Consider the following 26372-nt stretch of genomic DNA (forward strand, 5'->3'; position numbering starts at 1 on the left):
TCCGGCGCCGCCGCGCGGGCTCGCCGAGACCGTCGCGCCCTGATCAAGCGGTGACGGTCTCGGCGCTCAATAGTCGAATCCACTCGTTGCTCCTTTCGAAGCAGCGCTCATTTCTCCAAAGCTTCTCATTCACAGGTCTCCTCTGTTCATTGATCCAGCTATGACTATTTTTGGCGATTTTGGACCAAATTTTGAGCGTTTTAATCGTGCTTATGTCCGCGATTTGCATGCCGGTTCACGGCAGGCCAGCCGCTTCGGCAAGAGGCGAACCAAGTGCGTCGAAGGCTGGCGGTCGGTGGTCGGCCGGGGGCTGACCTTGCAGCGGTCATGCGCCCAGCCCATACAGCCACGCTCAACCTGAGCGGCCGACAGATACCGCAAGCTGAGTGACGAGGGGTGCGCCATGGCGCTCGTTCTCACGCAGCACTCTGCGCACGAGCAGCTTCACCGGCCGGTCGGGGTCGACCCTCTAACCTTCAGGCGTCGGGCCCGCAACACACAGAACCGCTCAACGGTGTATTTACTATCAGATCAGATTGGTTGAACGAGCCGGCGCGCCTCAGAGTTGCATCTCCGAAAATCACGGTTGCAAGCAATCATGGAGGGCGCTCTTGTCATATGCCATCATCGTCCGTGAAATGAACGAAGCACCGCACCGACGCTCTTTCGTTCTCGCTAGAGCCATTCACGATCGCGGTATGGCCGAGAGGCTCGTGAACAACTTGGCCACCTCGTACCCCAAGCATGGATTTGACGCGAACCGCGGGGTTCATTGGTTCGATGGCCTGAGCGGCCTGCATGAGATCTGGACTGCCATCGAGACGTGAGTCTGCACGCCGCGAGAACGTCAGCCTTCCCGGATCGGGATCGATCTTCCCGGCTTGCCCATGCACGTCAGCCTCAAGAACCTCAGGTGGAAGGCCCCCATCCGATCGGCCGCTGCGACACTCCAGGGCGGTCCATGGAACACGGTGCGATGTTCCGCATCCTTGCTGGGCCTGAGGTCTGCCAAGCACCAGGACGACCACCCACAGCGTCTCCTCCGGGGTGAGATCGCTTATGGCGGGGCTTGCATGGCGCGCAGGTATTCCCGGCGGCAGTGCAGCGCCGCAAGGGTGTCCTCGGTCTCCTGCAGCTGCCGCTGGGCCTCTGCGATGTCCTGTCCGCATCGAGCCTGGGTCTCGACGAGCGTTGCCTGCTCGACCCGACGCGCCTCTCCCTCGGCGATCAGCTGCTCGATGATGTCGAGCGGGGTGTCTTCGGGCAGTTCGGCCATGGTGACCTCCGCCGGGTCGGCCCTCCATACTGCTCGCATCGGCGAGGGCGGGCTAGGTGGCCATCGTCGACTGAAGCGGACGAACCGTAGAGGTGCACGTCACGACCGGACCGCCTAGAGCATTCTCCGACGAAATGGATGCCGGTTCGTCGCAGAAAATGCGGCAAAATCAAAAACCTAGAGCAGGCTTCACGGTTCAACCTGATCGAAGCCTGCTCTAGCGTACGGCATCGCGCCGATCGCGAGCCGCTCCGTGGTGTTGCGGTTTCCGATGGCGGTGCCGATGGGCGCGCGGCACCGGCGCCCCTTGTTGATCTGCGGCTGCCGGACCGTCATGAGCCGCGACGACACGGCGGGCTTCTTCGATGGTCATACCGCAGGTCGTCAGACCCTGAAGGGTGCCCAAAGCCCGATGGTATGCAGGGAGGTTGGGGCACCCGGGAATGCCCCATGCCCCGGCTGCGACGGGCGCCGCGATCGTCGTCACCAGTGCGGCTGCGGCAGCACCATACCTGACCGACACGACCGGTGCTCCCTGTGGTCGGCGCTCGAACAAAGGTATCTCGGGCCGCCGCTGGGTTCTGCGATGCTCGAACGGGTCTACGGCATCCTTGTCCGATCCCTGTCCGCCTGCGTCGATCGAGATCAGCACGGTGCGGTACAGAGAGGGCCCAGGGTGTCGCCGGAGGATCAGGCCGTCTCGGACTCCTTGGTCCTCGCTGCCCGCAGCCGCGCCCCGTCGGCCTCCGTCGCCCAGGCTGCCAAAGCCACTTGGTCCGGGACCTTCTCCTCGGAGCCCCACCAGATCGTGTCGCCGTTGCTCATGACCGCGTACCGGGCCAGCCCGTACGTGCCCATCTCGACGATCCGGCCCGGCCGCCAAGCCCTGTCCATGACGCCCATCCGCGTGGCTCCATCCTCGCCTCATCTACGAACAACCGGCATCAGCCATTGGTTCACTGGTCCGGAAGGGCTTCTCGGCGAAGTCCTGGTCGTGGATGCCCGCGCCCTTCATGCACCAGCCGCGCACGCGCCCGATGACGGCGCCGGCGGAGTCGGGGGCGAGCCGGCGGGGAGTGCGAGGGCGCCCCGATGAAGTTCTCGGCCGGGGAAGGGAAGCCGGCGCAGAGGGTCATGCGCATGAAGGGGATGCGCACCAGCCCGCTACGATCTATCGCTTCCTCGCCGACCCGGTCGAGGCTCACCCGTTGTCCTCCGTTCTGCTAGAACGAAAAAAGAACGAATACCCCGGGAGTGCCCGGTCAAGGCCACGCTGCCGGGCTGTGCGGAGCGGGGACGGCAGGTTGAGGAGAGCGTGATGGGGATGCGGACGACGTTCGTGGTGCAGACGTTCGAGGTGCACCGCAAGAAGCTGCGCCCGGGCCAGCGGGACGTGGCGCCGACCGAGAGCGGTGCGCTCAAGCGGGCGGAGGCGATCGCGGCTCGGATGCCGGGCGCGGCGGCGCTGCGGATCGTGGCGGACGACGAGACGGGGGAGCTGGAGAGCGTCGCGATCCTCGGCCAGTTCGGCGAGGTGCCGGAGGATTTCGCCGAACAGGTCCGGGGCGGATGAGGGTCACGGCGATCTCGATCGGAGCACGCTTGCATTGAGAAGAACTCAAGCACGACCGCTCGGCGGATGAACCGTGAAACCGGTCGCGCTGATCTGCTGGTCGCGACCTGAATCGGTTCTCGGCTAATGGACACCACTTTCGTCGGTCAGGACTTGATCCTGAACCCAGGCGATCGCCTCGTTCTGCGTTTCGAAGATCTGCCCCCTGTTCCAATCCTGACATGGGCCGAACCCGGCTTCGAGGAACCACTTACCCCGGTGCGTCGCGTCAGGATTATGTTTACCTTCGAGGAGAACAAGTACTGCCACGAGCTGCCTAGCAACGAACACGAGCAGGCCGTCTTGGCCACCCTCTCCAGTGTTCACGATCACAGGCTGTGAGCAGACGCTTGATCTCATCGGACTCACCATGCGCTCCTCTCCATCAGCGCACATAGGTGGCGCGCCGCTGACTTGCAGATTGTGCTTTGGTGCGAAACAGAGCCGTTTCGCCCCGCATTGAAGCAAGCAACAGCGTAATCGCCGCCGAGTTCCGCATCGGAGCCATGCGCGCACGACTGACAGGAAAGTGTGCGAGTCGTCTTATTGTACTAACATCTTGCTCAATAGCATGTCAGATCAAAGTCGGCAAAGCACTTCAAGCCGTCGACATCCGACACGACGACGCTGGTCCGATCGTTGAGCAGCAGGCCCAGCTCGCGCAGACGATTGAACGCCCGGCAGGCGTGCACCTCGGTAAATCCCAACATGTCTGCGATATCTCTATATGTAAACGGCAAATCGAAACTACCATTTCTCTCCAATCCGACAGCTCTGAGACGCGAGAGAAGCTCACAGAGAAAGTACGCCAAGCGCTGAGGACCCGGACGTTGTCCGACATTGGTCAGCGCCGCGCAGAGATAATTTCTTTCCGTGAGGAGAGACCACCAGAGCGCTCGCGCGATGCCGGGACTGTCGGCGAGCCAGCCGTCGATCGTCCCGCGTGAGATGAAGGCCACGGTGGACGGCGTGAGCGTGGCGACCGTGTAGTCCGCACTCTCCGTGTGGATGCCATGGAGCCCGTCGGCATCGCCCGGCACGCGGTACGCCACGATCTGACGCTCCCCATTCGTCAGGAGCTTGTGGCAGATGGCGAAACCGCTGAGCAGGACGTAGCCGCCGTCGTGCAGCCCTCCCTCGCGCATCAGAACCGTGTGAGGAGCGATGTCCTCGGTCCGCGAGACGGCCTCGACCAAGCGCCCCTGATCGAGCGCGGTCAGATCCACGCCTCTCAGGAGCTTTCGAACGAAGGGGTTCGTCATGTTGCACCCCCTTAGGGCACGGCACGGGTCACCCACTTCGGGCGCCATGGAGGCAGGTAGCCAATACCAGTCCAGACTGATGGAACAGAACGCACACGCACTGCGTCGGTTCGACCTTTCAACAGGTTTTGAAGATGGTTGCTGTCGCCAGGACCGGTTTACTCCCGTTCCAACTTAAGCGCCCGAGGTACGGCTTCGTTGCCGCGACGGGTTGTCGAACGCCGGCAGCGGCGGGACTGGCTGCATCCGTCGCGGCGAGCACTGATCCGCCCGAGGCGCTCGTCGCCGGCCTCGGCGAGCAGGGCGCCCCTCTACTTCCACGATCCGCGCGGCACGGCAGGCACGATGCCGTCGGAAGGCCGGCTGCACACCGCAGGTGATCGCGACCATCACCGGCCACACCGTGGCATCGGTCGACCGCGTCCTAGAGGTCTGTCTGGCGCGGACGCGAGGCCTCGCGCAAAGCGCCATCATCACGCTCGACCAGCACCGCAGGAACGCGGTCACCGGGAACGGATGACGCTCGGACTTTGCGAAGAGGTTTGCAACAATCGGGTCGGAGTGTTGCCACTCACCCTGGCGACCATCCTCGACACCTCGATCGGTTCAGGATGGTGCGGCCGAGAGGACTCGAACCTCCACTGGTTGCCCAACTAGCACCTCAAGCTAGACTAAGCTCCTGTGTTTTCTCAGCAGAATTTTGCAAAATCCCTCACTCCACCACCACTACGGATCAAGGGCTTATGGAGCGTTTGCAAACCGATTTCGGTTCGGGTGAGAGCGCCGAGGTGCCTTTTTCAAGTCAGCGGTATGCAGCGATCGGATCATCCATCCGAGGCCGCCTCCTTCACGCGCCGATGCTGATCGAGCTTGATGATGGCGCTCTGCGCGAGGCTGCGGGTCCGGGCGAGGTAGACCTCCAGGATCTTGTTCACCGACGCGACGCTGTGCCCCGTGATGGTCGCGATCTCCTGCGGCGTGCATCCGGCTTCCGACAGCATCGTGACCGCTGTGCCCCGCAGGTCGTGGAAGTGCAGGTCCTCCTGCAGGGCCGCCCCTTCAAACGCTCGTCCCCATGCCCAGGTGAAGGCATCCTTGGTCCACGTCTCCCCATCCGGCTTCGTCAGGATCGTGACCGCGCGCCGCGGAGCCGCGTCGAGCGCGGCCCGCAGCGCCTTCGTCGCGGGAATCCAGACCTTCCGTCCGGACTTGCCCTGGCGGAGACTGATCGCGGTCCCATCGTAGCCGGACCACGGCAGGCGCAGGAGATCACCCTGCCGCTGGCCGGTGTGCAGCGCGAGCAGGAGGGCGAGGCGCAACTCGGGGGGTGCTGCGCCCTCGAAGGCCGCGACGTGCTCCGGCAGCCAGATCTTCTCGGCCCGATGCGCTCGGTAGGCCCTCTCGAACGTGGCGATGGGATTGTGGGTGACGTGGCCGCGATCGAGTCCCCAGGAGAGCACGCGAGCCAGCGCGGAGAGCTTCGCGTCGGCAGCCCGTGGATGCGTCTCCGCTAGCTTGTCGTGCCAGCGCAGAAAGGTCGGGCGCGCCTTCGGGTTCTGTGCGTGCATGAGCGGGGTCGTGCCCCATTTGTCCTCCACAGCCTTCAGGTTGAGCGCACCGATCTCGCGCGTAGAGTCCGCGAGCTTCTTCCATTGCGGGCTGTCGCAGTATTGCCGGATGAGCCAAGCCACTGTTTCGGCCGAGCGGTCGGCGGACGCAGCCTTCGCGGCGGACTGAAACGAAGCCAGGAACTCGGGTGTGCCAGGCTCGCCTTGGAGGCGCGTGCCGGTAGCCCGATGATAGTAGTAGGTTTCGGTCCGCCCATCCGCGAGCGGACGACGCACTGTATTGATGCCCCTGAGCCTAGTCCGCATTGGCCGCCGCCCACTCCTCGAATGAGGATACGGCAGCCTCGACTAGGCCCGAGCGCCGATCAAGTGCGCGATCGATCGCCTTACGGTCCCAGCGCCTGGTTCCCGCCATGGGACCGGGCACGATGCCCCGTCTCACCCAATCCTCGAACGCCTGCAGGCTCTCGCAACCACAGTACTCCGCGGCCTGCTCGCGGGTGAGACCGCGCGGGACGAGACCGAGCGGGAGAGTCGTCATCGCTCCATCCCCTGTCGCCACACCACCGGCCGCACCCAATCCGGCACGCGGTGACGCCCGCGCGCCATCGGATGGAATGGGCTGCCGTCAGCCGATCGCGCGAAGCACATCAGGTCCGGCCAGGGCGCCTCGCCCTCCTGCACCTGCTCGCAGACATGGTCGACGTACTCGGGGTCCCACGTCCCCGCGCCCCAGCACGCCACCACGAGGGCCGCGGCCTTCGCCTCCCGGACGACGTGGCTCTCGTTCGCCCAGAGCTGATCGCGGGCGCAGTAGTCTGGCCCGTTCTCCTGCCACCGCGACCAGGTCCGGCAGTCGGTCGAGCAGGACGAGCGGAACGGGTAGAGGTTCACGGCCGTGAAGCCGCCGTAGCCCCAAGCCCGGGCGAAGTGGATCCAGCGCCGCACGGTCGGGTCGTCCACGCGGTGGTCGGCCGTGCTCGGGTTCAGGCCGATGAAGCAGACGTGCCCGCCCTCGCCCCACGTGCGGGTCAGCGTGTAGCGGTAGGTGCCGCAGCGCGAGAGCGTGGCGGAGCGCTTGATGGTGTCGGCGAAGGCGACGCCGAACAGGTCGCGGGTCTGGAGGTCAGTGAGCATCGCTCCCCCTCCCTAGCAGCCGCCACGCAAACGCCGCCGCCCGCGCCTGGAATCGGAACCAAGCGTCCGCCTCCTGCCACGAGCCGCCCGGCGCGTGCTCGCACGCCTCGGCCGCCCGCCGCAGATCCTGCGGAACGGCCGCCGCGATCGCCGCCTCCGCCGCCCGCTCCCACGCCGCACGGCCATCCGGAGGCAGGTCGTCCCAGGCCGGCGCGACGCCACCCGGCCCGAGCATGAAGCCGAGCCAGTAGGCCTCCCAGGCGGCGCGGGCGGGGTCAGCCGACATGGGCGCCTCCCGCAGCAACCGCAGGCAGCGAAGCGACGGCGTACCGGCCGTATCGCTGCCGCACGATCCGTCCGCGTCGGGCGAGGTAGCCGATGGCGCTGTAGACTTCCTTCCGAAGCGCCTCGACGCCTGCCAGGATCTCAGCAACGCTGAACTCGCGATCGCGCGGAATGGCGGCGATGACTGTGTCCAGCACCTCGCCCGCCTTGCGGATGGGAGCGCCGTCGATCGCCGCGTTGTGGTCAGCAACGACCTGCGCGGCGTCCTCGGCGCGATGGAAGGTGGCGACGAAGCGCTCGCCCTCGAGCACGATGGTGTCTTTCCAGACCCACCAGCGCTTCATCGCACACCTCCCCAAACCCCACCGCCGCCTCGATCGCCTGCGCCCGGATGCGCCGCCACAGCCGGACGGCGGGTGGTGCGCGATGGCTCCCCAGCCGCTTGCAGGCCTTCCGGTAGGCCCGACGCCGAATCGCCGGCACGGCCGCGAAGTGCTCGCGACAGAGCCACCCCGGGGCGCCCTCCTGGATCTGCTCGGCCCGGATCATCTCCCGGCAGTGCGGGACGCAGCAGGCGAGGCGGATCATGGGCGCACCTCGGGCATCCCGGTGAACAGGTCCGGCTTCTCGGCCGAGGCCCGTGCGCGGTAGTCCGCGGCGATCGCTGCCATGCAGGCCGTCTCGCAGTTTGCCTCGGCTTGCGTCATCCGCCCGTTCTCGACGAGGCGCGGGTAGACGCGGTGGCGCTGGCGCAGCTCGCGGTCGGCGCAGCGGAGTTTGTCGGCGGCGGTGAAGGGCTCAGCCATCGTCCTCACTCCACGGCGGTCAAAGTTTGGGGCGGCGTCCTGGCCGCCGTCGGGCGGCGAGTTCTCGGCGGCGCAGGTCGTGCAGAGGTCGTCGCAGGCCCAGCCGCAGCCGCCGGGCCATGCATCCGCCTCGGTGCAGCCGCAGTCCCGGCAGATGCCGCCCAGCAGCGAGGGCACGCGGGGCGTCACGCAGTCCTCCGCCTCCAGCGCGCCATCGGGCAGGACGTCCACCACAGCCCCGTCGAGGAGACTGATCAGCGCGTGGTCGGCGGCGTCGGCCGCGCGCTGGAGGACGTCGCCAAGCTGGTCCTCGTAGACCCGCCGCTGCAGGCGCCACGTCGCGACGAGCTCGATGGCGATGGCGCCAATCTCGGCCTGCTCCTGGCGGGTGAGGCCGAGCCAGATCTCGGCGCCGTCCAGACGGGAGAACTCACCGTTCGCGCTTCGATCGTGGTTCGTCCCATCGCTGTTCCTCGGATTTGATCCAATGGGACTTTGTTCCTGAGGATTGCCGTCGAGGCGCGAGTGGGCGGGACCGGCTTCGACCGCAGTTGAAGGGCTCGTCGTCATCGGCTCACCCCACAGCGATTGAGATCGGGTCGGGGGGCGCAGGGAGGCGCGCGCGTGAGCGCAGGACAAACCCGCGTGTTGTGAGCTTGCGCTGCGATAGCAATCGCGGGCATACCAATGCCGATCAGCGCGTCCGCTGAGCTTATCCAGGTGTGATTTATTTTGTCCGCAAAACAAAAAATGACGAAATCGCAGATCGAGCAGCATATTCTGCAGCACATGAGGAAGCTGCATAACGGAGATGCGATCGAATGCATCCATGTTTACGACAGCGGGAATGCTGTAGAGTGTCCCAGCGTCGCGGTCGGCTTCATGCGCTGCGAGCGTGACATGAAGCCCGTGCTGCGCACCGTGGCAGAGTTGGCGGCCGAGATGTACAGGCGCTACGACGTTAGGGGCGAGTGAGGGCATCGTCACCTCACGGCAAAGCGGCTGCATCGTGAGTGCGACGGCCTCGCCGTAGACGAGGCGCTCGGCGCCGACGGCGAAGAGGTCGGGGCTTAAGCCGATAGATCTCATGACGGCCGATCCCATCTGGCCGAGCTGACGCTGTAGCGCAGCGTGCTACCGTGCCGCGCGATCCAGGATCGAATCACATGCGCCAGCCCGTCATGTCGCCTCTCGAAGTCGAAGCGATGATACTGGACACCATCCAGGGCTTCCCGGGCGCGCACGTCATTAGGAGTATCCGCCTTCTGCCTCCACGGCGGGTTGGTCAGCTTCCGAGCTACTATCTGGACATCGAGGATGGAGCAGAGGACGAGGCTATGCCGGTGATCCGGTTCATCCATCGGATGCTGCGCAGCATCTATTGTAGCGACCGCAAGCCGGAAGCCACCAAGCATTGATCGGGTGGCGATCGATCGGCAGCGTGTCGCTGCGATTGCCAGCCTAAGCCGACCAGTTCCCCAGTCCTGGCCCCGCACGTAGTGCACACCACCTTTGCGCGTGACCAAGGATACTGAGGCTTGGGGATGAACGACGATGAGACGCGCGCCGCTGCGGAAGCGTGTCAAGACATCCTGACGAAGGTCGCCGAAACGCTGCGGGCGGCGCGCAGACTGCGCCCGGCCTTGACTGTCGAGCAGGGGGAGCGTGCGGCCCTGCAGGTCGCGCTCGACGATCTGGTGAGCCTCTACATCTGCGACCCGGCCTCGATCGGAGGCAAAGAGGGCGCGGCGTGGATCCTCAATCGCATTCTCACGGAACTGGATACTCTCGGTGAGCGGGACGATCCCATTCTTCCTACACCGCACTGAAGCCGGACTGCCCGCGAAGCTGTCGATCACGAGGGGGCGATTCACCGGCCTCGCTCCTTCAGTCCCTCGGCGCGAGTTGCACCGGCGCTTGTCGCCTCGGTCGGCCGCACGCCACCTTGACGAAAATCAAGGACTGCAACCTGTTCGGATTGCATGCTCAGCTTGACACGGAGAATGCCAAGATGAGGCGTCCGAGCAAGAGCCGTCGAGAGATCGAAGAAATAGCGCTTGCGTGCGCACAATCCTCGTTCGGCGGTCGCTTCATACTGAACGTGCGGTTCGAAAACGGCGGCGGCCCGTCGAGGTATCGAACCTTTCGACTTATTGTTAGCCCATGCAGTGATGACGAATATGAAGCTTCCAAAATCCATATGAGAGAAATAATTCTCAGGCTTTTCGAAGCGTACGACGTTAAATCCTACACTGCTCATTGAGGCAGCCCCACCCGCGCAGCTGTCGATGACGAGGCGCCGCATCACGCCGCCCTCCCGGCCGCGAGCGCGTCGAGGTTCTGAATCGGGGTCCAGGTGATCAGCACGCCCTCGAAGGTGAGCGTGTCGCCTTCAGCCGGCGGGTGCTCGGCCCACCAGAACCGGGCCATGTCTCCAATGTCCTGGAAGCCGTCCTGACGCGCGAAGGCATCGAGGAGGGCGGTCGCCATCAGCCGGTCGCCGATGCGGATGAGTTCGGCCGCGCCATGCCGGGAGAAGCAGAGGCGCACCGGCACCACCTCGCGGCACGTGACCCGCGCCAGCAGGCGGCAGTGCTTCGTGCGCATCCCGGTGTAGAGCTGGATCTGCTCGCCCGGCCGCGCATGGCGCTTGCGCGGCGCCCGGATCGTCTGCGCCTTGGCGCCCAGCAGGATCGGCTCGGCGAAGCGCTTCTTGAAGCTGTAGGCGACCATCAGCGTGCGCCCTCCGGCCGATGCGTCCGCCCCGCCCCATCCCCCGCGGCGCGCAGCACCGCCCGGGCGTGAGCGCGAGCCTCGTCGCGCGAGAGCAGCAGGCAGACCGTGGTCGAGCCGGCCGGGCCCGACAAGCTGAACACGAGATCGACCGCGCCGTCGGGCCGCGGCGCCGGCACCAGCGTCCAGTCGGTGAGCAGATCGGGCAGGGGCAGCGGGGCGGCGGACATCAAGCGCTCCTCTCACGCGCAGCCCGCGCCTCAGCGACGGTCCGCGCCACGATTTCCTCGGCGGTGAAGACAATGCGGCCCCGGCCAGCGCAGTAGTTGCAGCCACGGCGGAACAGGCGCGTGTGCATGAGCCGCGGCGCGTTCACGGCGCGATCTCCGCCAGCGCATCCTCGGCGACCTGCAACGCCGCCAGCGCGGCAGAGCTCTCCTCGGCCACAGGCGCGAGGATCGCCCGGATGGATTCGAGCGCGGAGGCGAAGATCTCCGCCAACTCCGCAGACACGCGCGGGGCTGCGACATTGGCTCGGCCGAGCAGGATGGCCGCCACCGCCTGGGCGTTCTCGTCAGGCCACGTGCCCTCGGTGTTGACGGTGAAGACCTCGCTCCCGTCGGCGTCGCGCACGACGCCGACCTCGTCCGGATCACCGCTCAGGACGAGGGGAAGCCGGATGCAGTGCCGGGCGAACAGGGCGGCGCTCACGGGCTGTGCTCCGCGAGCTGGTAGGTGTCGACGCCTGTCTGACGCAGCACGCCCTGCTGCACGAGGCGTTTCACCCGCGCCGCCGAGAGGCTGCGGTTGTGGCGCAGCGGGTGGTAGGGATCCGGCATCTGCAGGTAGCAGTCGCGCAGGCGCGCCGGCCGGAACAGGCGGCCGCCCTCCCGCAATGCCTGCCGCACCTCGGTCCACGCGCCATCGTCCATGCGCCGGTAGATGGTGGCCGTGCTCTCGCCGGTCTCGGGTGCCTGCATCAGACCAACCCCTTGTCGATCGCGAGCGGCTCCGGCAGCGTCACGGTGTGCGTCGCCTTCCCTGCATCGGCTTCGATCTCGATCGCCGACTTCGGCAGCCACACCGCCTCGTCACGGTCGCCGTCGAGCGAGACGAGGACGGCCATGGGCGTCTCGTGGTGCAGGCGCACGGTGAGGTCGACGAGGTTCGATCGCATCGGGATTCCTCCGCATCCTCTGAAGCTCGGCGCGGCTCACCCCTCCCTCGCCGCGGTCGGTGTAGGCCTGCAGGCAGTGCTCGGCGCAGTAGGGCTGGCCCGCAGCGGCGCGATCACCGCAGAACCGGTGCCGATCCGGCAGCACGCGGTCGGCGGTGATCGGGTAGCGGCAACCGCACAGGGGCAGGTCCTGCAGGGCGTAGCCCTCGATGGGGCGCTCGGCCGGCGCGACGAGCGGGCTGAAGACGTAGGGCTGGCGCGCGACGGGAGGCGCGGGCTCAGGTGCCAGGGACGGCCGAGCCTGCTGTCCGTCATGGCCCAGACGCCTCAGCTGTCCCAGCACGGCCGAACGCGTGCGCCGCGCTCCGAACTGGATGGTCAAGGAGGTGGCGATGTCCGCGGCCGTCAGGCCCTGGCGCCACAGCTGCTCCATGCGACGCAGCGCGGGTGCTGGCCAGCGCGAGCTCGCGGGCGCCGCCATCTCAGCGCGCCTTGCCGGAATTGGCCAGCAGGCCGGGGCGACGGTGCGGCCGCGGCAGCGGAACGACTTCGGCCGGCAAGGGCCGCAGGCCGGTGATCATCGCGCTGTCGTCGAGCACCGCCGGCACGCGCGCCGAGAGGATGCCGAAGGTGTCGACGGCGAGTTGACTGTGCCGCCGCGCCTGGGCGAGGCGCAGGCGGACCGTCGCGAGCGCCCGCTCCTCCACGTCGAAGATCGGCGTCATCGCCGCGGCAGCGCGCTCGGCCGCCCCGATCAGCACGGTGTTGCGCATCAGCGCCCAGGTCAGGGCATCGGCGCGCAGGTCGTCGGGCAGGGCCATGGCTCACTCCGCCGCCCGCGGCAGCGGGAACCGCTCGGCCAGCGTCGCGCCGCGCTCGTGCGCCTGGAGTACGATTGCGGATTCCTGGGCCACGCCGAGTGGGTGTGCTTCGAGCACCAGGGCGTGGCCCGCGCCAAGGCCGAGAAGTGGTGGCGCGACATGCGCGGCCGCCAGCCGGCACCTGCCACCGTGGACGAGGCGCTGGAGCGCGCCGAGGCCGGCGAGATCGCCCGCCCGAGCCACATCGTGGTGAAGCAGGAGGGCAAGTTCACCCGGGTGGCGAGCCGGCGCTTCCTGCCCGACGAGCTCGACCGGGTGCGGGCCTACGTGCCCCTTCGCACCGTGGAGCGCGAGAACGCGCGGTGGTGGCGGGTGCTCGGTATCAGCGAGACCGCTGACGAGCACGAGGTGAAGGCCGCCTACCGGCAGCTCGCCCGCGAGCACCACCCCGATGCGGGCGGCACGCACGCGGCGATGGCGAACATCAACCGCGCTTACGCGGAGGGTCTGCGGGCGGCGATCGCTGCAGACATCCCCTTCTGATGGTCGGGGAGGGCGCCGTGGCACGGATCAAGGGCGACCGGGAGCCGGTCCTGTGCGGGGTCTGCCGGCGCCGGGCCTACGGCTTCGGCGTGGCCCCCGCGCAGAGCCGGCCGGTGATGTGGCTGTGCGACGACCCGCGCTGCTGGGCGCTCGGGCGAGGAGTGTACGACATGCCGACGGGAGACCTCGACCGGTTCGAGCGGGCGGCGCGCGACGCGGCCGGAGAGCGCGCGGGCGCCTACCTCGACAGCCTCGGCAAGACCGACCTCGCCACCCTGACGGCAGAGGAGTGGTCGATCTTCCTGCACCAGATCATCGTGGGATTCGAGGACGAGCTGCGCCGCATCTTCTCCAAGTCCCTGGCTCCATTCTGAGCCATGGCCATGGGCAGCGTACCGGGAGCGTACGGCCAGGTCGGAGCCCGCCTCGTGGAGCTCGGCTACGCGGCCATTCCCATCATCCCTGGGACCAAGCGTCCGGGCGTGCCGCTCGCCGACGGCTCCTACATCGGCATGGACGACTGGCAGGCACGGTTCCGCAACCGCCTGCCGCTGGATGTCGAGGTCGACCGCTGGTCGGACAGTGGCGCCGGGGTCTGCGTCGTGCTCGGCCCGCCCTCGGGCGGGGTGGTGAGCGCCGACATCGACACCGACGATGTCGCGATCCGCGCTGCGATCCTGTCCGTCCTGCCCGAGACCATGGTGGGCAAGGCAGGCCAGAAGGGCGAGACGCTGTTCTATCGCGGCAGTGCCAGCTTTCCGTCGCGAGCGTTCAACATTCCGGGCGCGGACGGTAAGCCGGTGCGGGTGCTGGATCTGCTGGGACCGGGAAAGCAGACCGTGCTTCCACCGACCGTGCATCCGGATACAGGACAGCCCTATCGTTGGACGCGGCTGCAGGCGCTGGACGCCGTGTCGCCCGACGAACTGCCCTGGATCGAGGACGACGTCGCCGAGCGCATCGCAGAGGTGCTGAAGCCCTTCGGCTACGCGCCCGAACCGGAGCGCCCGCCGCGGCGCGAGGCGCCGGAGGGCGAAGAGGCGCCGCACCGCACCCTCAACAACCGGGCCATGGCCGACCTTGGAGCCTGGGTGCCGGATCTCGGCCTCTACAAGCTGCGGCGCATGCTCGGCGGATATCGGTGTGTCGCGACGTGGCGGCCTTCGCACGGAGGGCGGCCGCTCGAGAAACGTTCAGCCAACCTGAAGATTCACCCCGACGGCATTCGCGACTTCCACGACGGCGATCGCACCTACACGCCGCTCGACCTCGTGATGGTGGCGAAGGGGTGCGGGCTGGACGAGGCCTTCGAGTGGCTGGCCGGGCGGCTCGGCTTCGGCGCGGGCCTCACCATCGACCTGCAGCCCCGGCGCGTCGAGATGCGCGAGGGCGTCGCCATCGACGCTGAGACCGGCGAGGTGCTGGAGGCACCGGCATCCGGCGATGCCCGGGACTTCCCTGACGAGGACCTGCAGGTGCCGGGCCTCGTGGGTGAGATCGCTGACTGGATCGTGGCGACGAGCCCTAAGCCCATTCGCCTCTTCGCCGTGGCGGCCGCGCTGGTGACGGTGGGCACGCTGATCGGGCGGCGGGTCTATTGCGGCACGCCGCGCTCGGGCGCGCACCTCTACGTGATGACGATCGCCGGCACCGGCGCGGGCAAGGAGCGGCCGCAGGAGGCGGTGCGCCAGATCCTCGATTCGGTATCGAGCCATCGTCTGCACACTGCGGCAGCGTCTTCCGCTTCGTCGCTGGCGCTGCGGCTCGCCGAGCGGCCCGTGCAGGTGCAGGTGGTGGACGAGGTCGACAAGATCCTGCGCCGGGTCGGGCACCGCATGGCCAACGCCCAGGAGGCCGAGCTGCTGCAGGATTACTGCACGCTCTGGGGGCGGGGCATGGGCACCTTCATCCCGAACTCCACCACCACGCGCGGGGACATCCTGATCCAGCGGCCCTGCCTGTCGCTCTACGGCGCCACCACCTTCACGTCGTTCTACGAGCAGATGCGGGCCAAGATGGTGGCCAACGGCTTCCTCAACCGCTTCCTGGTGCTGCCGAGGTTCGAGCGCGTCGGCGTGCAGGCGAAGGTGCTGCCGGAGGAGGTTGTGCCCGAAGCCATCACGGCGGCGGCGCGGCGCCTGTTCGAGTTTCAGGACGCTCCGCCGCCAGGCGTCGACCCGCGCCGGCATCTCGGCGCGACTGCGACCCTGATGGATCCTACCCGGCCGCCGCCGATGGTGGTGGTGGAGATGTCGGCCGAGGCGCAGGCGATCTACGACGAGTGCCGAGAGCGCGACGAGGACATGCTGCGCCGGGCCGATCGCGATCCTCTCTTCGAGGCCTGGAGTCGCGGCGCCGAGCTGACGAAGCGCGTGGCGCTCATCGTCGCCTGCGGGCGCTTCGCCGAGGACGGGCTGGAGGGCGTGATCGTCGAGGAGGGCGACATGGCCTTCGCCCGTAAGCTGGTGGATTGGTCATTCAGCCTGTTCGTGACCGGTCTGCGGGAGAACATGGCTGAGAACGAGCACCAGGCTGGCCTGAAAGCTGTACTGAGCTTCATCCGGGAACTGCGGCGGCCGGTGACACGATCGGAGGTTTATCGACGCGTGGATGGTAGAATGGATGCTCGACTGCTCGACGGCGTAATGAAGTACCTCGTCACCAGTGGGCAGGTCGAAGAAATGTCGGAAAAGACAAAAGGAAGACCTAAGACATTCTACCGGCTGATTGAGCCTTGAACTAAGCGACCTAAGCTTGCCAATCCGTGGTGAAATCGAGCTGTCGGATCAGGGTGATGATGTTGCAACTTCTTGCTCCGACCGACGCGCAGACATCTGGTACGCGCCTGTTGGCACGTTTCTGGCTCGGCCGAGATACCTCGCCTGTGACTACGCAACGCTTATCCGGCTCGACAAGCGCATAGGCGATCAGAAAAGGATCTTGGCCGATCAGCTCGACCTCGGCATCGTTGAGATCGGGCGCATACCCCTTCGCGAGAACAGCCTGGACGGTCGGAATGTCGACATCCTCGGCGAGCACGATGGCATTCTTGAACGCCTTCGTTTGCACGCGATCGAAAAGCTTGTCCTTTTCCGCGTCGCCTGTGCCGCCCTTCACCTCTTCATAGATTTCGATTGGCATCTTCACCCGACCAGATGTGCCGTGATGCACCAGCCAATCCCAGAACTCCGGCACGCGATCAACCGCGTAATAAGTGTTGTGGGCTGTGATCAGCGTATTGGCATCGAGAAGGTATAGCACCTACGCAGCGCTCCTCGAAACCAGCGTGCCGACGTTGCGTGCCTTCACGCCAAGGATCTTTGCGGCACGGGTCGGTGTGATGTTACCTTCCTCAAGCGTGCGCCGGACTAGATCCAGAAGCGGCGCACCGATGCGATGTCGCCTCACCACATAGTAGTCCGGCGCCCCGTCCGAGGCCTTGTCGCGCTCCTTCTGGCGCACACGATCTGTGAGGTACTCGTCACGGAAGGCTTGACTGACTGCTTCCCACGTTGATTGGCTCAGAACGCCGATCAGATGCAGACGGTACGCAACGGCCGGCCGGCTCAGGTTTCTGGCGTTTGCGAATTCCGTGATCGCCTGCTGAACGCCAAGCAGTTCCGGCGCACGCGCCAGGGCGGCATCGAACGTTTTGAGATCGGCGTCCGGCATCAGGATGAGACTCGCCACCTGATTGCAGAAGCGCTCAACCTTGCCTTCGGCCCGGCCCGCACTGATACCGCTCGCGCCAATCACTAGGTGCGTCAGCTCATGGAGGAGTGTGAACGACCATGCCGATTTCGCATCTTGGTCGTTGATGATGATGAACGGTGCGACCCGGTCAGCGAGCGCGATGCCTCGGAAAACGTCAGGGCTGATTGCGCTCTGGTGCGAACCTAGGTTGCCGATCAGCAGGACGAACACGCCCGCACCTTCAGCGGCTTTCCGAAGGTACGAGAACGCGGCCTCGACCCCACGCTGGTTTCGGAATCGTTCAAGGCTGAAGCCAATCGCTTTGCCAAGGTAAGCCGCGGCCTGCTCCGGCCCCACGTCGATGTCGAGTGCTGCGATGAATGGCAGTGGTTCGGCGCCTTCCTCTTCCAGAATCGCGCGGACACCGTCCTGTCTTGCGCGGACATCCCTCAGGAGGGCATCGACAGCGGCGGCACTGTCCGCCCTCCGATCCTCAGGCAGCGTCCGGAAGTCCTCGCCGCGCTCTGCGCGCGCTGGTGGGTTGGGCATGTAGAAGGTCAGGAGTGGGCGGCGGTACGCCTTCACCATTCGCAGCAGGGTTGCCCTAGCCGGTTCCTCATCGCCGCGCTCAAGAGCGGCGAGGCGGTCCTCAGCCGAGCCCTTGCGCGTGTCCTTGAGGCCGACCTTCGGCGCAGCCTGCTGCAGCGAGAGACCTGCGGTCTCACGTGCCCAGAGCAGGATTGCCGGGTTGACGCGGGCCATGGCCCTTCATGCCTCAGAAATGCGAACGAAGGAAGAACGACGTTCTGCCGCTCTGGTTACCCTACCGGGTGGAGAATGAACACGCCGTTCTGCTGTCAAGCTTGCACTGCCGACCCTTCTACCCCTCCACCCTGCCGGCACGAACCTTTTTGCGGTAGCCCGATAAGGGGTTGCCGCCCATTTTGCACCGGCCGCAAAAAGTCGGATCAGGCAGAAAATTTGGAGCGTAACTCTATATAAATAAAAGAAAAAATCTTTTTACCCTTCTTCCTTGTATTCCTCTCCTCTCTCTATCCAGAGCCCTGATTCAGGGGCTCTATCTAGGAGTCGGCTTTTTACCCACACAGAAAGATCAGGCCGAGGAGTTGAGGCCGATCGCCGGGTATGATCGCACCCGCTACGTCCCCGCCCGGTCCGGATCTCTCGCCACGGAGATCCGGTCCCTCATGAGTGCCACCGCGTTCGATCCCACCCTGACCTACTACGCGGCCGCCGTAGCCGGACACGGCGAGTATCGGGCCAGCGACTGGCTGCGACAGGCCGCGTTCGCCACCGTGGTGCCGAGCCGAACGGCGGTGGTCCGGCAGGGCCAAGGTCGCAAGCGCATCGTCCGGCGCCCCGTGTTTCCCGCCTACGTGTTCGTCGGGAAGAAGCCCGGGCAGTCCTGGCGGGACATCCTCAGGGTACCTGGCGTGCGCTCCCTCGTGACCATGGGCGAGACGCCCACAGTGATGCCGCCCTGGATCGTGCGCATGCTGGTGGCGGCCGACGAGATGGGCGCCTACGAGCCGCAATGCCGGCACACGACATTCACGGTGGGGCAGAAGGTCGTCATCACTGACGAACTGTGGAACGGCCTCATTGGCGAGGTGATGCGGGTGCCCGAGGGGCGGCGCATAGCCGTGCTGCTAGGTGCCTTCGGCAAGAAGCATCGCCTCTACGTGGACGTTGACAGGTTGGCCGCCGCATGAGAGCAAGATGGCTTCAGAGCACGGCGTGAGTGTTGCAGTTTAGCAACCACGTCGTGCGGATGCATTGGTTAAAGGCCCTGCGGTGAGCGATCGTGGCGGGGCTTTTCTATAAGGAAACGCCGACCGAGGGTGAGTCGGCCGGCGTCCGAAGTCGTAGCTAGGCTACTTCTTCTTGATCGTCTCCACGACGTGGGTCTTCGGGTTGGCCTGAGCCTTCTTCACCGTAGTGAAGCGCCCGGACCCCGCGTTTCGTCCGACCTTGCGAGCCGCCATGATCATCACCTCCCTTCCCGGGCTGCTGCCCGGCCGGTAGAGGCATCTGCCGGAAGTGATGGTGAGCGCACGGCGCACGCTCGATTTCTACAGCGCACGTCCGCAGTGAAATCAAGTCGGACCGCTTCAGTGAAAAGCTGAGAAGCGGCGCTATCCACCTTTCTTAGATCTTCGATCGCCGTTCCATGCCTGTCCTCTCCAATCCCAAGCACGAAAGGTTCGCGCAGGAACTCGCGAAAGGAACAGGCGTGGGCGCCGCCTTCGTGGCCGCCGGCTACAAGGCGAACGACGGCAATGCCTCCCGTCTGAACGGGAATGAAAAGATCCGTGCTCGCGTTCAGGAACTGCTGTCCGAAGGGGCAGAGCGGGCCGGCGTGACGGTCCAGCGCATCGTGGAGGAACTGGCCAAGGTCGGCTTCGCTAACATGCAGGACTACATGCGGGTCGGACCGGACGGTGATCCGGTCCTCGACTTCAGCAACTTGACCCGCGACCAGGCCGCGGCACTGGCTGAGGTGACCGTCGAGGACTTCAAGGACAGCCGGGGCGAGGATGCGCGCGAGGTGCGCCGGGTGAAGTTCAAGCTGAACGACAAGCTCTCCGCCCTGGAGAAGCTCGGCAAGCACCTCGGCATGTTCAACGACAAGGGCCCGCATGCCGGTGAGATCCGCATCATCATCAGCGGCACCGACGCATCGCTGTGAGCTGACGGAGCGCCAGCACGAAGCGAACGCCGTCCTGGCGAGCCCGGCCAAGCACATCCTGCTGCGGGGCGGCTCGCGCTCCGGCAAGACGTTCCTGATCTGCCGGGCGCTGCTGATCCGAGGCCTGAAGGCACCGGGCTCCACCCACGCGGTGTTGCGCGAGCACTTCAACCACCTCAAGCACTCGGTAATCTACGGGACGGTGCCGAAGGTCGCTTCGCTCTGCTTCCCGGGCCTGAGGCTCCACCTCGACAAGACGGACTGGTTCCACGAGCTTCCGAACGGCTCCCGGCTCGTCTACGGCGGCCTCGACGACAAGGAGCGCACCGAGAAGATCTTAGGGCAAGAGCACTCATCGATCTTCCTGAACGAGGCGTCCCAGATCTCCTACGGGGCGCGCAACATCGCAGTCACCCGGTTGGCGCAGGCGTCCGGCCTCGCGCTGAAGGAGTACGTGGACTGCAACCCGCCCACGGTCGGGCACTGGACCTTCCGGCTCTGGTTCAAGCACGTCGAGCCGACGAGCGGCGCCGCGCTGGACCACCCGGAGCGCTATGCCTCGGTGCAGATGAACCCGGCCGACAACATGGCCAACCTGCCGGCCGACTACCTGGAGCAGCTGGCAGCCCTGCCCGAGAAGGAGCGGCGCCGCTTCCTCGCCGGCGAGTTCCTGGCCCAGGTCGACGGGGCGCTCTGGACGCTCGACCTGATCGACCGGAACCGCGAACGCGCTCCGCGGAACGAGGAGGAGCGTAAGGCCCTGATCGCGCGCATGCAGCGCATCGTGGTGGCGGTCGATCCCTCGGGATGCTCCGGCCCGGAGGACGAGCGTTCCGACGAGGTCGGCATCGTGGTGGCGGGCAAGGGCAACGACGGGCGCGGCTACGTGCTCGACGACCGCACTGCCCGCTACTCGCCCGACGGCTGGGCCCGCGCCGCGCTCGCGGCCTATGACGACTGGGAGGCCGACCGCATCGTGGCGGAGCGCAACTTCGGCGGGGCCATGGTCGCGAGCACGATCGCGGCCGTGCGCAGGACCGCGCCCGTCACGCTGGTCACGGCTTCGCGCGGCAAGACGCAGCGGGCCGAGCCCGTGTCGGCCCTCTACGAGCAGGACAAGGTCGTCCACGTCGGCGCCTTCCCCGACCTGGAGGAGCAGATGAGCAACTTCTCCTCGGCCGGCTACCAGGGATCGCGCTCGCCCGACCGGGCCGACGCCTTGGTCTGGGCGCTCACCGACCTGATGCTGACGGGCCGGTCCTACGGCATGACGTCGGTGCTGGACTGATGTGGATCGTCGACAGCTTCCGCAACCTGCTGTCCGGGCTGGGCACGGCCAAGGACAAGACCCTCGGCAACCAGCACGTCTTCGTGCCCCGCACGCCCGAGGAGATCCAGGCGGCCTATCGCGGCAACTGGATCGCCCGGAAGATCGTGGAAATCGTGCCGTTCGACATGCTGCGCGAGTGGCGCGCGTGGCAGGCCAAGCCCGCCCAGGTCGCGGCGATCGAGGCGGCCGAGAAGGCGCTCGACGTCCAGGGCAAGATCCTGCTCGCCAGCCAGCGCGCCCGGCGCGACGGCGGGGCGGTGATCGTGGTCGGGGACGGCTCGCCCGACCAGGCCAGGCCCCTCGACCCGAACCGGCTGGGCAAGGATGGGATCAAGTGGCTGGCGGTGTTCGGCCGCTACGAGATCACCCCAGGCAAGCCGATCCGTGATCCCGGATCGCCCTGGTTCGGCGAGCCCGAGTTCTGGCAGCTGAGCACCGACGCTGGGCCGCAGAACATCCACCCGTCGCGCGTGGTCCGGTTCCTGGGCGCCCCGCTCCTCGAGGCGGCGCATTTCTCGACCGAGCAGTGCTGGAGCGACAGCGTCCTGCAGGCGGTGTTCGAGGCCGTCGATCAGGCCACCAGCAGCGCAGCCTACGTCAACGCGATGCTGCCCGAGGCCAAGCAGGACGTGATCAGCGTCCCCGGGCTCTCGCATCACCTCAAGACCAAGGACAGCACCGACGCGCTGACCAAGCGGTTCCAGTACGCCGCCCAGATGAAGTCGATGTTCGGGATGCTGTTGCTGGAAGGCGATGGTAACAACCCGGAGGGGGAGGTCTTCCAGCAGAAGCAGCTGTCGTTCACCGGTCTGCCCGACGTCGTCCGCCTGTTCCTGATGGTCGCCTCGGCGGCCGCGGACATTCCGGCGACGCGGCTCCTCGGCCAGTCGCCGCAGGGATTGAACGCCACCGGGGACAGCGACACCCGCAACTACTACGACCACTGCGCGGCCAAGCAGAAGATCGAGCTGACGCCGGCGATCGCACGTCTCGACGAGTTCCTCATCCGCCACGCGCTCGGCACCCGGCCGCCCGAGGTCTGGTATGAGTGGCGCCCGCTCTACCAACCGTCGGCCAAGGAGAAGGCGGATGCCTTCAAGACCATCGCCGACGCGATCGGCGCGCTCGCCAAGGCGAACGTCATGCCCCAGGAGATCCTGGGCAAGGGCGTGAAGGGCTACGTCACCGAGAGCGGCCTGCTGCCCGGTATCGACGCCGCCTACGACGAGCACGGCGACGCCCCGCTCACCGAGGACCGGCCCGACGCCGACCAGTTCGACGCGAACGGCGACCCGGCCGAGGGCTTCACGGGTACCGGCAACGTCGTCCCGTTCCGCACCCCACGGCTGATCGCCGGCGGCCGCGCCGTCGCCGACGCTACGCCGCGGACGCTCTACGTCAGCCGCAAGCTCACCAACGGTGACGACGTGATCGCCTGGGCGCGCAGCCAGGGCTTCACCAACCTGATGCCCGCCGGCGAGCTGCACGTGACCATCGCCTACAGCCGCACGCCGGTCGACTGGATGAAGGTCGGCCAGACGTGGCACGGCGAGCAGCTGAAGATCGAGGCCGGCGGCCCGCGCATGATCGAGCGGTTAGGCGAGGCGATCGTGCTCCTGTTCGCGTCCGACGAGCTGCGCTGGCGCTGGCAGGAATGCGTCGACGCCGGCGCCTCCTGGGATCATCCCGAGTACCAGCCGCACGTCACGTTCAGCTGGAACGCCTCGAATGCCGACCTGTCCAACGTCCAGCCCTACAACGGGCCGCTGGTGTTCGGTCCAGAGGTCTTCGAGCCCGTCGATGAGAACTGGCGGAACAAGGTTGAGGCGGCGGAATGATTTTACTCGTGATCCTCTGACCGATCTGCGCTGCCTGTTGTCTGGTATTATTCCAGTGGAAGACAACTAAAACTTGGTCCCGCCGTGAGAGTCCGGTTGCGACCCCACCGGGAACTTGAGTGACCGCTCGCTCTGACAGCGGTTCTGACCCGCTCCAGAACTTTGGAATGCGCGCTGAATGTTTAGTCCGACACAAATTCTGGACATCTTATATTTCTCAGTTGGGCTTCCGTCCACAAACCTCGGCGCCTGAAGCGCGGCGCAGGGCGCAATTCAAGCTATCGGCTTTGGAACAGCGAGCGTTGGTAAATCCGTCTCTAATGCTTCGCCCTCTTGAGCACCGGATGCTGCTCCACGGCACTTACCGGGTTTGCAGGAGGTGGCCTCAGCGATGTGGGACGAGCACACTTGGCGCTCGCTAACGGTCATGCTTGAACGTCAGCAATGACGCCTGATGGCCGGCCATGTCCTCGGTTGGGCCGGCACTGTCTCGGGCGATCAAGTGGATGTTGGCCGCCACAGCTTTAATGAGGATTGCGGGCAGTCCCAGAAGCGCGGCCGGCTGCGCGGAACAGCAGCGTAAGCCCATCATCTTGCCGAAGAGCGGTGGCGCGCGGTTTGTGCTCCCTGTGTCGGCCGGGTGCCCGGCACAAGCGCTGAAGGTCCTGAGCGCATCGAACAAAGGCAGGAGGCATGCATGCGCATCATCACCCTTGCTGCGGTCGTCCCACTCCTCGTCGGTCCCCATGCTGCAACCGCGGATATCAAGCGGCACAAGGCTGTTCCGGAGACATTCTGGGGCCAGTGGGTCCCGGTCGACCGATCCTGCGTCAAGGATGATCAGACGGCCCTCTCGATCACCGCGTCGGCATACACCGGCGCCGGCTCGCGCTGCACGATAGACTGGGTCGACGAAACCGCAGGACGGGCCGGCCCGATCTACTCCGCTCACATGCGATGCGCGACCGGCGAACAGCAGCAGCCGTCGATCGCGAACCTGATCCTCGTGTCGCGAGAGAACAACGTGGTCTCGCTGGGTTCGGAATTCAGAAATCTCCAGAGCTATCAACGCTGTCCAGCCGAGTGAGAGCCGAAGCCTCGCACACATGACCGGAGCGACTGGCCCGGGCCGCTCCGCCGGCCATCCGGAAGCCGGGACGTGAGATTCACGGCAGCGCCCCCCGCTGCGCTTGTTCCGGTTCCAACTCAGGAGCCAGCCCATGAGCCCCTCGCCGGATCGAACGGGATCTCAGATAGCCTCGCCCCCGAACCCCGGCGGTCCCGTCGCGGGTGGTTCCGGGCATTCATTGGCTCGGCGCGCCATTGATGAGGCCGAGCGCTATCTCTGGTTTGCCCTCTACCTCATCGTCATCTTGGGGACGTTGATCCTCTTCAGCCTCAATTTCTACGCCCGCATCAACGAGGATGTTCCGCGCTACCCGAGCCACCACTTCTATGCGCTCGGCCTGATCAACGCCCTGGTGTTTGCCAAGATCATGCTGATCGCCGAGGCGGCAGGCGTGGGCTCCATCTTCATCGGGCGCCGCTTGGAGGCGGGACGACTCGTCACGGTGATCTTCTACCGCGCGCTGGCATTCACCGTCGTCCTGGTCGTGGCCTACGTACTGGAGGCGATGCTGGAGGGGACGTGGCATGGGAACGCGGTGGGGCAGGTCCTCCCGGAGATCGCCGGTGGCCCGCTCGGCCTGATCTCGCTCGCCTGGATACTGCTGGTCGCCCTGGTTCCGTATTTCGCTTACCACGAGCTCAGTCGCGTGCTCGGCCATGCGAGGTTGCGGGCGATCATGCTGAAACCCGGCGGGGCCTTTCGGGATGGCGCCGATCCGCAGACCATGTCCGAGTCCCGGTTCGTGGCTTGAGGCTGTTTTGGACCTGCAAGGGTGCGTGCTCCGGTGAGCGGCCATGACGCTGTCCCGCAAGTATTTCCCTCAGACGTCTTGGACGATGAAGGGCACTGGTCGCCCCCTTCCTCAACCTCGTGGGTAAGAGAAGAGGCACTCTGCACACAGGCCGATCTAGTGCTTCACCGAACTGGGCAAGCAACGGTCGGCGTGCCCCCAGCCCTGCTGGATCAGGACTCGAATGGAAGTACCGAACCAGCCGCCGAGGCGGGGAGCATCTGCTGCGATACGACGAGCGTTGGCGGAGACTGGGATCCGGTATCCGGCCCGAGGCTTGCCCGTCGCTGGTCGAGGGCGTGCCGCGCATGCGCCAGCGCCGTCGAAAAGGCCGACATACGGTCGGTGTCGCCTCCCCCAGGTGACCGACCCAGCACGGCCGAGACGAGCCGGTGGAACTCGCTCTCCAATGCGGCAAGCGCTGTCCCGTCAGCGCGCGGCGCCGCGCCGGCGATCTCGACCAGCCGCTTGATCGGCTGCCAGTCTGCCTCCGACTGCCGCCGGTTCCAGCGGGCCGACGCGGCCGCGAACAACGACCCGGCGAGGCTGATGACCAAGCCACCAATATAGAAATATTGCTGGAACTGGTCGAAGAAGCTCTGGTCCCCATTGCTGAGGTAGGCCGCAACACCTGGGTGAATTGGCAAGATCGGACTCTTATCGTCGGGATCGGGGGCCTCGATCTGGTTGGCGAGCGGCGTGATGGCCACGAGCTTGGCCTTGGTGGTCAGGATCGAGCGGGCAATGGCCGCCGCCACGACGTTGGGCATCAGTTCCGACGCGGCGAACCGGTAGGTGACGGCAAGCGTTGTCACGGTGTCGCTCGGCGTGGCGGGCCGCGCCCGAAACGCCCCGGCGGGCACGTCGATCGACTCGAAGCCGGGAAAGCGCTTACCGATGGTCTCCGCCTCGTCGAGCCCGAGGATCCCCGGGGTCCCCTTCGTCGCGCGCGCGATCGCTGCGACCACGTCGACAACCTCGCCCGGCGCCATGGGGCCGACCGCGAGGACCGCCGCCAGCTTCTTCTGCTGGACGGCCTTGGCGAGTTCGTCCACCGACAGGAAGGCCCGGCCGACGTCCTTCGTGGGCACGTCGAAGTAGGACAGAACCGTGTCGAGAACCTGGGCGTTGGCGGATTGCAACGGCCCTGACGGGATGCCGATGGTCTTGCCTGCCAGGTTCGCGATGGAGCTGACATGGCTGTGGGGCGGCAGGACGAAGGCCACGATGTCCCTGCGCAGGATCACGATGGTCTGAGCGTTGTCGGGCGGTGCCGCGTCGCTGCGCACGATGGCGAGGTCGGTCCGGCCTTCCTCCAGCGCCTTGGCGCTCCCGGCGAGGTCACCTACCTGCACGAGCTCAAGGTTGACGCGGGGGTGCTGGACCTTAGAGACGGACACGAAGGCCGTGATGAAGCGGTGAGCGGTGCTGCCGGCCGGACCCATAGTGACGCGCAAGTTGGCGTGTGGCGACCAGAAATGAGCGACCGCGAACACGGCGGCGACACAGAGCAGGAAGGCTACGACGAGGGCGAGGCGTCCCCATCTCCTGGGCCGCGGCACGACCGTGGCGGCCGTCTCAGGAGTCGGAGCTCCTCCGCCCCACGGTTGCTTGAGACACCCCGTTAGCGGACGGTCTCCGCGGCAGGGGTGAGGACGATGA

The 26372-nt window shown here is 66.3% G+C and carries 33 protein-coding genes; 13 read left to right on the plus strand and 20 right to left on the minus strand.

The window, feature by feature from the left end; translation table 11 throughout:
• Nucleotides 1-1057 precede the first annotated feature (1057 nt).
• The 3 genes from ACKUB9_RS25230 to ACKUB9_RS25240 all read right to left on the minus strand — a co-directional run bounded on the left by ACKUB9_RS25230 (nt 1058) and on the right by ACKUB9_RS25240 (nt 2170).
• The gene (locus ACKUB9_RS25230) at nt 1058-1276 is read right to left on the minus strand and encodes a hypothetical protein (protein ID WP_407528352.1); all 219 of its coding nucleotides are present in this window, start codon (nt 1274-1276) and stop codon (nt 1058-1060) included.
• A gap of 189 nt (nt 1277-1465) precedes the next feature.
• The gene (locus ACKUB9_RS25235; RefSeq protein ID WP_407528355.1) at nt 1466-1627 is read right to left on the minus strand and encodes a hypothetical protein; all 162 of its coding nucleotides are present in this window, start codon (nt 1625-1627) and stop codon (nt 1466-1468) included.
• A 339-nt stretch (nt 1628-1966) separates the two neighbouring features.
• The gene (locus ACKUB9_RS25240) at nt 1967-2170 is read right to left on the minus strand and encodes a hypothetical protein (RefSeq protein ID WP_407528358.1); all 204 of its coding nucleotides are present in this window, start codon (nt 2168-2170) and stop codon (nt 1967-1969) included.
• A gap of 424 nt (nt 2171-2594) precedes the next feature.
• Here ACKUB9_RS25240 and ACKUB9_RS25245 point away from each other — a divergent pair, with 424 nt between their 5' ends.
• Both ACKUB9_RS25245 and ACKUB9_RS25250 read left to right on the plus strand, forming a co-directional pair.
• Nucleotides 2595-2849, plus strand: a complete 255-nt coding sequence (locus ACKUB9_RS25245) for a hypothetical protein (RefSeq protein ID WP_407528361.1) — start codon at nt 2595-2597, stop codon at nt 2847-2849.
• A 126-nt stretch (nt 2850-2975) separates the two neighbouring features.
• On the plus strand, nt 2976-3230 hold the full coding sequence (locus tag ACKUB9_RS25250) for a hypothetical protein (protein WP_407528364.1): 255 nt from the start codon (nt 2976-2978) through the stop codon (nt 3228-3230).
• Nucleotides 3231-3451: 221 nt separating this feature from the next.
• Here ACKUB9_RS25250 and ACKUB9_RS25255 read toward each other — a convergent pair whose 3' ends face one another.
• The 6 genes from ACKUB9_RS25255 to ACKUB9_RS25280 all read right to left on the minus strand — a co-directional run bounded on the left by ACKUB9_RS25255 (nt 3452) and on the right by ACKUB9_RS25280 (nt 9035).
• A complete protein-coding gene (locus ACKUB9_RS25255; protein WP_407528366.1) occupies nt 3452-4150 on the minus strand; it encodes a Crp/Fnr family transcriptional regulator in 699 nt (232 codons plus the stop codon).
• An 824-nt stretch (nt 4151-4974) separates the two neighbouring features.
• Nucleotides 4975-5994: a tyrosine-type recombinase/integrase gene (locus tag ACKUB9_RS25260; protein ID WP_407528369.1), complete on the minus strand. Its 1020-nt coding sequence runs from the start codon at nt 5992-5994 to the stop codon at nt 4975-4977.
• Between the two features lie 261 nt (nt 5995-6255).
• The gene (locus ACKUB9_RS25265) at nt 6256-6855 is read right to left on the minus strand and encodes a DUF1643 domain-containing protein (protein ID WP_407528371.1); all 600 of its coding nucleotides are present in this window, start codon (nt 6853-6855) and stop codon (nt 6256-6258) included.
• Nucleotides 6845-7141, minus strand: a complete 297-nt coding sequence (locus ACKUB9_RS25270) for a hypothetical protein (protein WP_407528374.1) — start codon at nt 7139-7141, stop codon at nt 6845-6847. Before ACKUB9_RS25270 ends, ACKUB9_RS25265 begins: the two co-directional genes overlap by 11 nt.
• Entirely contained in the window at nt 7131-7484 is a 354-nt protein-coding gene (locus ACKUB9_RS25275) for a hypothetical protein (protein ID WP_407528376.1), read from the minus strand. The genes ACKUB9_RS25270 and ACKUB9_RS25275 overlap by 11 nt, the downstream gene beginning before the upstream one ends.
• Before the next feature lie 240 nt (nt 7485-7724).
• Nucleotides 7725-9035, minus strand: a complete 1311-nt coding sequence (locus ACKUB9_RS25280; RefSeq protein ID WP_407528379.1) for a hypothetical protein — start codon at nt 9033-9035, stop codon at nt 7725-7727.
• 77 nt (nt 9036-9112) lie between these two features.
• Between ACKUB9_RS25280 and ACKUB9_RS25285 the strand changes: the two genes are divergently transcribed.
• Nucleotides 9113-9364 (plus strand): hypothetical protein, encoded by a 252-nt coding sequence (locus ACKUB9_RS25285; protein WP_407528382.1) that lies wholly within the window; start codon nt 9113-9115, stop codon nt 9362-9364.
• A gap of 126 nt (nt 9365-9490) precedes the next feature.
• Entirely contained in the window at nt 9491-9775 is a 285-nt protein-coding gene (locus tag ACKUB9_RS25290) for a hypothetical protein (protein ID WP_407528385.1), read from the plus strand.
• A 41-nt stretch (nt 9776-9816) separates the two neighbouring features.
• On the opposite strand, the gene ACKUB9_RS25295 is transcribed toward ACKUB9_RS25290, so the two are convergent.
• The 8 genes from ACKUB9_RS25295 to ACKUB9_RS25330 all read right to left on the minus strand — a co-directional run bounded on the left by ACKUB9_RS25295 (nt 9817) and on the right by ACKUB9_RS25330 (nt 12677).
• Nucleotides 9817-10251: a hypothetical protein gene (locus ACKUB9_RS25295; RefSeq protein WP_407528388.1), complete on the minus strand. Its 435-nt coding sequence runs from the start codon at nt 10249-10251 to the stop codon at nt 9817-9819.
• Entirely contained in the window at nt 10251-10679 is a 429-nt protein-coding gene (locus ACKUB9_RS25300) for an ASCH domain-containing protein (RefSeq protein ID WP_407528391.1), read from the minus strand. The genes ACKUB9_RS25295 and ACKUB9_RS25300 overlap by 1 nt, the downstream gene beginning before the upstream one ends.
• Entirely contained in the window at nt 10679-10909 is a 231-nt protein-coding gene (locus tag ACKUB9_RS25305; RefSeq protein WP_407528394.1) for a hypothetical protein, read from the minus strand. Before ACKUB9_RS25305 ends, ACKUB9_RS25300 begins: the two co-directional genes overlap by 1 nt.
• 142 nt (nt 10910-11051) lie before the next feature.
• Nucleotides 11052-11390, minus strand: coding sequence for a hypothetical protein (locus ACKUB9_RS25310; RefSeq protein ID WP_407528397.1), 339 nt, complete (start codon nt 11388-11390; stop codon nt 11052-11054).
• A complete protein-coding gene (locus tag ACKUB9_RS25315; RefSeq protein ID WP_407528400.1) occupies nt 11387-11659 on the minus strand; it encodes a class I SAM-dependent methyltransferase in 273 nt (90 codons plus the stop codon). Before ACKUB9_RS25315 ends, ACKUB9_RS25310 begins: the two co-directional genes overlap by 4 nt.
• Nucleotides 11659-11856: a hypothetical protein gene (locus ACKUB9_RS25320; protein WP_407528403.1), complete on the minus strand. Its 198-nt coding sequence runs from the start codon at nt 11854-11856 to the stop codon at nt 11659-11661. The genes ACKUB9_RS25315 and ACKUB9_RS25320 overlap by 1 nt, the downstream gene beginning before the upstream one ends.
• Nucleotides 11771-12337 (minus strand): GcrA family cell cycle regulator, encoded by a 567-nt coding sequence (locus tag ACKUB9_RS25325; RefSeq protein WP_407528405.1) that lies wholly within the window; start codon nt 12335-12337, stop codon nt 11771-11773. Before ACKUB9_RS25325 ends, ACKUB9_RS25320 begins: the two co-directional genes overlap by 86 nt.
• 1 nt (nt 12338) lies before the next feature.
• On the minus strand, nt 12339-12677 hold the full coding sequence (locus ACKUB9_RS25330; RefSeq protein ID WP_407528408.1) for a hypothetical protein: 339 nt from the start codon (nt 12675-12677) through the stop codon (nt 12339-12341).
• Nucleotides 12678-12734: 57 nt separating this feature from the next.
• Between ACKUB9_RS25330 and ACKUB9_RS25335 the strand changes: the two genes are divergently transcribed.
• From ACKUB9_RS25335 to ACKUB9_RS25345, 3 genes are read left to right on the plus strand one after another with little or no spacing between them, the layout of a single operon-like run.
• Complete coding sequence (locus tag ACKUB9_RS25335; RefSeq protein ID WP_407528411.1) at nt 12735-13220, plus strand: J domain-containing protein; 486 nt, start codon at nt 12735-12737, stop codon at nt 13218-13220.
• A 17-nt stretch (nt 13221-13237) separates the two neighbouring features.
• Nucleotides 13238-13594 carry a DUF6511 domain-containing protein gene (locus ACKUB9_RS25340; RefSeq protein WP_407528414.1) on the plus strand — a complete coding sequence of 119 codons (357 nt, stop codon included), beginning with the start codon at nt 13238-13240 and terminating at the stop codon, nt 13592-13594.
• Between the two features lie 9 nt (nt 13595-13603).
• Nucleotides 13604-15958 carry a DUF3987 domain-containing protein gene (locus tag ACKUB9_RS25345; protein WP_407528416.1) on the plus strand — a complete coding sequence of 785 codons (2355 nt, stop codon included), beginning with the start codon at nt 13604-13606 and terminating at the stop codon, nt 15956-15958.
• A 10-nt stretch (nt 15959-15968) separates the two neighbouring features.
• Here ACKUB9_RS25345 and ACKUB9_RS25350 read toward each other — a convergent pair whose 3' ends face one another.
• Nucleotides 15969-16481 (minus strand): DUF4411 family protein, encoded by a 513-nt coding sequence (locus ACKUB9_RS25350; RefSeq protein WP_407528419.1) that lies wholly within the window; start codon nt 16479-16481, stop codon nt 15969-15971.
• A complete protein-coding gene (locus ACKUB9_RS25355) occupies nt 16482-17675 on the minus strand; it encodes an ImmA/IrrE family metallo-endopeptidase (RefSeq protein WP_407528421.1) in 1194 nt (397 codons plus the stop codon). It lies immediately after the preceding gene.
• Between the two features lie 446 nt (nt 17676-18121).
• Between ACKUB9_RS25355 and nusG the strand changes: the two genes are divergently transcribed.
• From nusG to ACKUB9_RS25385, 6 genes are all read left to right on the plus strand, one after another.
• Nucleotides 18122-18646, plus strand: a complete 525-nt coding sequence (gene nusG / locus ACKUB9_RS25360) for a transcription termination/antitermination protein NusG (protein ID WP_407528424.1) — start codon at nt 18122-18124, stop codon at nt 18644-18646.
• A gap of 458 nt (nt 18647-19104) precedes the next feature.
• Nucleotides 19105-19623, plus strand: a complete 519-nt coding sequence (locus ACKUB9_RS25365; RefSeq protein WP_407528427.1) for a terminase small subunit — start codon at nt 19105-19107, stop codon at nt 19621-19623.
• The gene (locus tag ACKUB9_RS25370; protein ID WP_407528429.1) at nt 19574-20911 is read left to right on the plus strand and encodes a phage terminase large subunit; all 1338 of its coding nucleotides are present in this window, start codon (nt 19574-19576) and stop codon (nt 20909-20911) included. Before ACKUB9_RS25365 ends, ACKUB9_RS25370 begins: the two co-directional genes overlap by 50 nt.
• Nucleotides 20911-22791 (plus strand): anti-CBASS protein Acb1 family protein, encoded by a 1881-nt coding sequence (locus ACKUB9_RS25375; RefSeq protein WP_407528432.1) that lies wholly within the window; start codon nt 20911-20913, stop codon nt 22789-22791. Before ACKUB9_RS25370 ends, ACKUB9_RS25375 begins: the two co-directional genes overlap by 1 nt.
• 697 nt (nt 22792-23488) lie before the next feature.
• Nucleotides 23489-23878 carry a hypothetical protein gene (locus ACKUB9_RS25380; protein WP_407528435.1) on the plus strand — a complete coding sequence of 130 codons (390 nt, stop codon included), beginning with the start codon at nt 23489-23491 and terminating at the stop codon, nt 23876-23878.
• Nucleotides 23879-24011: 133 nt separating this feature from the next.
• Nucleotides 24012-24671, plus strand: a complete 660-nt coding sequence (locus ACKUB9_RS25385) for a hypothetical protein (protein WP_407528437.1) — start codon at nt 24012-24014, stop codon at nt 24669-24671.
• A 212-nt stretch (nt 24672-24883) separates the two neighbouring features.
• Here the strand turns inward: ACKUB9_RS25385 and ACKUB9_RS25390 are convergent, their stop codons facing one another.
• Nucleotides 24884-26206: a TAXI family TRAP transporter solute-binding subunit gene (locus ACKUB9_RS25390; protein WP_407528440.1), complete on the minus strand. Its 1323-nt coding sequence runs from the start codon at nt 26204-26206 to the stop codon at nt 24884-24886.
• Nucleotides 26207-26372: the final 166 nt, after the last annotated feature.

Origin of the sequence: Methylobacterium oryzisoli (assembly GCF_046557895.1) — a bacterium.
GTDB classification, from domain to species: Bacteria; Pseudomonadota; Alphaproteobacteria; order Rhizobiales; family Beijerinckiaceae; genus Methylobacterium; species Methylobacterium oryzisoli.

Coding starts and splice junctions, on each gene's coding strand:
- nusG (WP_407528424.1), top strand. CDS start 18,122: ATGAGTGCCACCGCGTTCGATCCCACCCTGACCTACTACGCGGCCGCC.
- ACKUB9_RS25255 (WP_407528366.1), bottom strand. CDS start 4,150: ATGACGAACCCCTTCGTTCGAAAGCTCCTGAGAGGCGTGGATCTGACC.
- ACKUB9_RS25330 (WP_407528408.1), bottom strand. CDS start 12,677: ATGGCCCTGCCCGACGACCTGCGCGCCGATGCCCTGACCTGGGCGCTG.
- ACKUB9_RS25315 (WP_407528400.1), bottom strand. CDS start 11,659: ATGCAGGCACCCGAGACCGGCGAGAGCACGGCCACCATCTACCGGCGC.
- ACKUB9_RS25325 (WP_407528405.1), bottom strand. CDS start 12,337: ATGGCGGCGCCCGCGAGCTCGCGCTGGCCAGCACCCGCGCTGCGTCGC.
- ACKUB9_RS25290 (WP_407528385.1), top strand. CDS start 9,491: ATGAACGACGATGAGACGCGCGCCGCTGCGGAAGCGTGTCAAGACATC.
- ACKUB9_RS25270 (WP_407528374.1), bottom strand. CDS start 7,141: ATGTCGGCTGACCCCGCCCGCGCCGCCTGGGAGGCCTACTGGCTCGGC.
- ACKUB9_RS25385 (WP_407528437.1), top strand. CDS start 24,012: ATGAGCCCCTCGCCGGATCGAACGGGATCTCAGATAGCCTCGCCCCCG.
- ACKUB9_RS25305 (WP_407528394.1), bottom strand. CDS start 10,909: ATGTCCGCCGCCCCGCTGCCCCTGCCCGATCTGCTCACCGACTGGACG.
- ACKUB9_RS25345 (WP_407528416.1), top strand. CDS start 13,604: ATGGGCAGCGTACCGGGAGCGTACGGCCAGGTCGGAGCCCGCCTCGTG.
- ACKUB9_RS25280 (WP_407528379.1), bottom strand. CDS start 9,035: ATGAGATCTATCGGCTTAAGCCCCGACCTCTTCGCCGTCGGCGCCGAG.
- ACKUB9_RS25240 (WP_407528358.1), bottom strand. CDS start 2,170: ATGGACAGGGCTTGGCGGCCGGGCCGGATCGTCGAGATGGGCACGTAC.
- ACKUB9_RS25250 (WP_407528364.1), top strand. CDS start 2,976: ATGGACACCACTTTCGTCGGTCAGGACTTGATCCTGAACCCAGGCGAT.
- ACKUB9_RS25380 (WP_407528435.1), top strand. CDS start 23,489: ATGCGCATCATCACCCTTGCTGCGGTCGTCCCACTCCTCGTCGGTCCC.
- ACKUB9_RS25355 (WP_407528421.1), bottom strand. CDS start 17,675: ATGGCCCGCGTCAACCCGGCAATCCTGCTCTGGGCACGTGAGACCGCA.
- ACKUB9_RS25285 (WP_407528382.1), top strand. CDS start 9,113: ATGCGCCAGCCCGTCATGTCGCCTCTCGAAGTCGAAGCGATGATACTG.
- ACKUB9_RS25300 (WP_407528391.1), bottom strand. CDS start 10,679: ATGGTCGCCTACAGCTTCAAGAAGCGCTTCGCCGAGCCGATCCTGCTG.
- ACKUB9_RS25245 (WP_407528361.1), top strand. CDS start 2,595: ATGGGGATGCGGACGACGTTCGTGGTGCAGACGTTCGAGGTGCACCGC.
- ACKUB9_RS25295 (WP_407528388.1), bottom strand. CDS start 10,251: ATGCGGCGCCTCGTCATCGACAGCTGCGCGGGTGGGGCTGCCTCAATG.
- ACKUB9_RS25265 (WP_407528371.1), bottom strand. CDS start 6,855: ATGCTCACTGACCTCCAGACCCGCGACCTGTTCGGCGTCGCCTTCGCC.
- ACKUB9_RS25365 (WP_407528427.1), top strand. CDS start 19,105: ATGCCTGTCCTCTCCAATCCCAAGCACGAAAGGTTCGCGCAGGAACTC.
- ACKUB9_RS25370 (WP_407528429.1), top strand. CDS start 19,574: ATGCCGGTGAGATCCGCATCATCATCAGCGGCACCGACGCATCGCTGT.
- ACKUB9_RS25275 (WP_407528376.1), bottom strand. CDS start 7,484: ATGAAGCGCTGGTGGGTCTGGAAAGACACCATCGTGCTCGAGGGCGAG.
- ACKUB9_RS25375 (WP_407528432.1), top strand. CDS start 20,911: ATGTGGATCGTCGACAGCTTCCGCAACCTGCTGTCCGGGCTGGGCACG.
- ACKUB9_RS25230 (WP_407528352.1), bottom strand. CDS start 1,276: ATGGCCGAACTGCCCGAAGACACCCCGCTCGACATCATCGAGCAGCTG.
- ACKUB9_RS25320 (WP_407528403.1), bottom strand. CDS start 11,856: ATGCGATCGAACCTCGTCGACCTCACCGTGCGCCTGCACCACGAGACG.